Raw genomic sequence first — 4,314 nt, 5'->3', positions numbered from 1 at the left:
AAGGAGGTAAAGTAGGCATCTGCGCGGCAATGCGAAAATTACTCCAATTAGCTTATGGTGTCTTAAAATCTGGAATACCCTTCGATGAAAATATAGCTCTTGCATCATGATGAGCAAGACGGTATCTGACGTCCCTCGTAGTGAATGCCGGTTTCGTTACGCAGCGCTTTTAAACAATCGCGGCTATATTCCGCCAGCCGGACCATGCGGCTTTTATTGATATAATAATGTCGGCTATCGCAATTACGCAGCATCTGCCACATCCAGCGCAATTGCGCCCCATCGGCATGCCATCTGACGGCCAGCGGCGCGTGACGCTGAAACATCCATTTAACGGCTTTGAGTGGAACACCCGGCGCGGCCCAAGGCGCGGAATAACCGGGCGATATCTGACCGGCATTGTTGGCGCTGGTTTCCAGCGCCGGACCGGGCTGACGATCGAGCACGGTAACCTGATGCCCTTGTTGCGCTAAATACCAAGCCGACGTCACCCCGATGACGCCACTGCCTAAAACAATTACCTGCATGGTTGTCTGATCCCAAACCCGCATCCGCTACAGCAGAAAATGCTGGCGTATGAAAGATAAGTAAAAAGATGCACCGCGAGCATCAAACACGCCGGCTGGAGAGTAGTACAGGAACAGCGTTTGCGCTATCCCCAAGAGCCGCAGGAAAACCTGCTGTACTTTATGGAGAAGAACGCGCCACTGCTCGAACCCTGGCAGCGGGAAATATTACGCATCGTGCGCAAAGTCAGTCAGTATTTTTACCCGCAAAAACAAACCCAGGTGATGAATGAAGGCTGGGCCACCTTCTGGCATTATACTATTCTCAATCACCTGTATGATGAAGGCAAAGTCAGCGACAGGTTTATGCTGGAATTTTTGCACAGCCATACCAATGTGGTTTATCAGCCGCCCTACAACAGCCCGTATTACAGCGGCATTAATCCCTATGCGCTCGGTTTCGCCATGTTCCAGGATATCAAGCGCATTTGCCAATCGCCGACGGCGGAAGACCGCCGCTGGTTCCCCGATATCGCCGGCAGCGATTGGCTGGAAACCGTGCATTTTGCCATGCACAATTTCAAAGACGAAAGTTTTATCAGTCAATTTTTGTCGCCGAAAGTGATGCGGGATTTCCGCCTGTTTACGGTGCTGAATGACGATCATAACAATTATCTGGAAATTGCGGCCATCCACAACGAGGAAGGGTCTCAGGCGATACGCCAGGAGCTTTCTTCGCAATACAATTTGAGTAACCTGGAACCCGATATTCAGATCTGGAATGTTGATTTGCGCGGCGATCGGTCGCTGACGCTGCGCTATACGCCGCAAAATCGCGCGCCGCTGGCGAAGAGCCGCCGTGAGGTGATGAAGCATATTCACCGGCTGTGGAATTTCGATGTCTATATGGAGCAGGTCAACGACGAGGGCAATGTGGAGCTTATCGAACGCTGCCCACCGCGCCAGCCGCCGATCTAACCTATCCCGTGCGGTCGCCGCCCGTCCCGGGGCGGCGCCTCAGCCCTACCCGGTGCCGGCGGTCATGTCCCGGCAATATCTTTGGGCATTGCGGATTGCATCGCGCTCCAGATATCCCGGCTCTCTTTACCGTAGCGACGCACCAGTTCAATCACTTGATCATAAAGCCCCGCGCGGCACAGCGTTGCCAGCTGGCTATAAAAATTGCGGGCCAGCTCGCGGGCCTGCGGATTCGTGAAATAGTAACGCCCCGCCCGCAGATAGAGCCCTTTCAAGCCGTTAACAATCAGTCCGTAGATAGGATTGCCGGAAGCGAATGCCAGACCGTGAAAAATACGGTAGTCCATTTCGGTAAAGGCGTCAGCCTTATCCGCTTCCGCCTTATCATCCACCGTCGATGCCTGTGAAAGCACCGCCCGCGCTTTATCGGGATAGAGCGACACCGCAAGACGAATAAAAATCGCGGCGATATTGGTGCGCACCGAGAGCAGATTATCGATGAGCTGAGGCACGCTGCCATGGTCGAGCCGCGCCAGCGTTTCCAGAATATTCAGGCCCGAGGTTTCCCAGACATTATTCACCCGGGTCGGCTTACCGTGCTGGATTTTAAGCCAGCCGTCACGGGCCAACCGCTGCAGCACCTCCCGCAACGTGGTGCGGGTGACGCCGATCAGATCGGAAAGTTCCCGCTCTGCGGGCAGGATGGAGCCGGGCGGAAAGCGATTGTTCCAGATACTTTCAATCAGGAACTCTTCCGCGAAACCGGCAGGACTTTGCGCTTTGATGACCATATTCGTTTGTTCCATAGCAGCTTAACCATCCACATGCCTCTCACCCTTTGCGAACGGGCGCGGTGACTTCATCATGAACAAGCGGGTTATTTTACCTCGCCCGCCGCCGGCAGACTATAACCCATCTCCCGCTTATGGTGAACGGCGGCCAAAAGAGCGCTTTTTGGCGGTCCGGGTCGGCGCGGGTAACCTCAATAATAGTAAAACGGCGCGGCCTCCGGCGTGCCACCGACGGAAAAGTCGCTGGTGTCTGTTGTTTTTTGATTTAGAATGCTCGTTTCACGCCACTTAACTGTTCTGGATAATCTTTTATGATGCGATCGTTAAACCGCTGCTCCAAACATCGTGCAGCCTGGTTACTATTGGCACTCACCGCCTTCGCGCTGGAACTGGTCGCGCTTTATTTTCAGCATGTCATGCGGCTCAATCCCTGCGTGCTGTGTATTTATCAACGTTGCGCCCTGTATGGCGTCGTTGCCGCCGGGCTGGTAGGTGCCATCGCGCCCGCGACGCCGCTGCGTTTCGCCGGCCTGGCGCTATGGCTTTACAGCGCCTGGGAAGGCCTGCTGCTGGCGATGAAACACACCGATATTCAGTTACACCCCTCCCCGTTCGTCACCTGCGATTTTTTCGTCAGTTTTCCTTCCTGGCTACCGCTGGACAAGTGGCTGCCCTCGGTTTTCAGCGCCAGCGGCGACTGTGCCGTGCGCCAATGGCATTTCCTGTCGCTGGAAATGCCGCAATGGATGATCGTCATCTTTGGCGCTTATCTGGCGGTAGCGGTCATCATTCTGCTGGCACAATGTTTTCCCCCGCGCAAACGCGATCTCTTTTCCCGTTGATGACAGCCTGTGGCATGACGGCGTTACCCCGCCGTCATGCTCGCGCGGAACATCCCGTGGCGGTAATCCGATTTCACAGCCGCGCCAATTAACTTCGGCGCACATCAGCGCAGACCGGTTTTGCCCGCCTTAAAAGCCTCAATAGCCACGGGGTGACATGATGTCATCAGCCCAATGCGATTAAACCGCCACCGCCACGTAAAAAGTTTTAAATTATTGGGTATTATCCCGTCATTATAATCGACTTTGCCTGCCCGTCTTGTCGACGGTATGACGCAACTTATTCATAATCGGCTTGGACTATTAAGAAATAAATAACTTATTGCTGTGTATATCCTCCTCGGGGGGCGGTCGTTGACGTTATCGTGAGTCCGCCTTGGGATAATGTCGTCCATGACGTTTGACGTTTCGTTAAATCCATCGTAACCAAACCAGGGGAAGAAAATGAACGCTATTCCAGACAACACATTACGATTAAGCCAAGGTGAAACAGACAACGGTCCCGTTTATCATGCAAATACCGGCTTGGATCCCCTCTCTCTTTGCCCAGCCACCGGGTCCCCTCAAACGGCGCTTGCTCGTAATTTGGAGGAAGCCTTGAATATCAATGCAGAACCAACTACTCCACGGGCGTCAATTCCTCAGAACGGCGACCTGAGGCATACCAGTTTATGGCCAGATAAATCCCATGAACTAATGAGAATTAAAGATGAGCAGCTTGAGCCAAATCCTGCCCAACCACCCTACTCATCAGGAGAATGGCGATTGGCAACACCGTTAGATAATGACGCTTCATCAACAGAGGTGGACAATCATTACCGCCTCCCAGGCAACGTTTTTTCCTTATTAACCAGTATTGACCAAGCACCCGATCCGTTAAACGCCGCCATAGGAAAGGTGAACCGTTGGCGGGCATCACTTCCTTTAGTCACCAGTGATGCGGTGGACTGGCGTCAGCTCGCATTGACGAACATCGATACACTGCATCAATTAAGCCTGTCTAAAGAGAAGGATATCAATAGCATTAACGAGATCAATGCCAGGATCATGTATTGCATGGATGTACATTATGAATCACCCCGGATAAATTAGAGTCTATACTTTAAAAGTGGAGGTCTCTATGACAACGACCAAACGTTACTCTCCGGAAGTCCGTGAACGGGCAGTTAATCTAGTGCTGGAAACTCAGCATGAGCA

At 52.9% G+C, this 4,314-nt stretch carries 3 protein-coding genes and 3 pseudogenes; 4 read left to right on the top strand and 2 right to left on the bottom strand.

Annotation, left to right across the window (positions count from 1 at the left end; all coding sequences use genetic code 11):
* Positions 1 to 110 (top strand): annotated as a pseudogene (locus CINSTRO3249_RS16800) (IS110 family transposase); the annotation flags it as partial.
* 15 nt (positions 111 to 125) lie between these two features.
* Here CINSTRO3249_RS16800 and CINSTRO3249_RS13360 read toward each other — a convergent pair.
* Positions 126 to 527: pseudogene (locus tag CINSTRO3249_RS13360) on the bottom strand (FAD-dependent oxidoreductase); the annotation flags it as partial.
* Between the two features lie 111 nt (positions 528 to 638).
* Here CINSTRO3249_RS13360 and CINSTRO3249_RS13355 point away from each other — a divergent pair.
* Positions 639 to 1,484: pseudogene (locus CINSTRO3249_RS13355) on the top strand (SpoVR family protein); the annotation flags it as partial.
* A 62-nt stretch (positions 1,485 to 1,546) separates the two neighbouring features.
* Here CINSTRO3249_RS13355 and fadR read toward each other — a convergent pair.
* Positions 1,547 to 2,275: a fatty acid metabolism transcriptional regulator FadR gene (fadR, locus tag CINSTRO3249_RS13350; protein ID WP_074013626.1), complete on the bottom strand. Its 729-nt coding sequence runs from the start codon at positions 2,273 to 2,275 to the stop codon at positions 1,547 to 1,549.
* Positions 2,276 to 2,586: 311 nt separating this feature from the next.
* On the opposite strand from fadR, the gene dsbB reads away from it, so the two are divergent.
* Together dsbB and CINSTRO3249_RS16795 are read left to right on the top strand one after the other, a co-directional pair.
* The gene (gene dsbB, locus CINSTRO3249_RS13345; RefSeq protein ID WP_074013625.1) at positions 2,587 to 3,117 is read left to right on the top strand and encodes a disulfide bond formation protein DsbB; all 531 of its coding nucleotides are present in this window, start codon (positions 2,587 to 2,589) and stop codon (positions 3,115 to 3,117) included.
* Positions 3,118 to 3,561: 444 nt separating this feature from the next.
* Positions 3,562 to 4,209 (top strand): hypothetical protein, encoded by a 648-nt coding sequence (locus tag CINSTRO3249_RS16795; protein ID WP_125933199.1) that lies wholly within the window; start codon positions 3,562 to 3,564, stop codon positions 4,207 to 4,209.
* Positions 4,210 to 4,314 lie beyond the last annotated feature (105 nt).

It is taken from the genome of Candidatus Sodalis sp. SoCistrobi (assembly GCF_900143145.1).
Classification (GTDB): Bacteria; Pseudomonadota; Gammaproteobacteria; order Enterobacterales; family Enterobacteriaceae; genus SoCistrobi.
This window is presented reverse-complemented; position numbering and strand designations above follow the sequence as displayed.

Excerpts from the sequence above, each read along its gene's own strand:
- fadR (WP_074013626.1), bottom strand. The coding sequence starts at position 2,275 with ATGGTCATCAAAGCGCAAAGTCCTGCCGGTTTCGCGGAAGAGTTCCTG.
- dsbB (WP_074013625.1), top strand. The coding sequence starts at position 2,587 with ATGATGCGATCGTTAAACCGCTGCTCCAAACATCGTGCAGCCTGGTTA.
- CINSTRO3249_RS16795 (WP_125933199.1), top strand. The coding sequence starts at position 3,562 with ATGAACGCTATTCCAGACAACACATTACGATTAAGCCAAGGTGAAACA.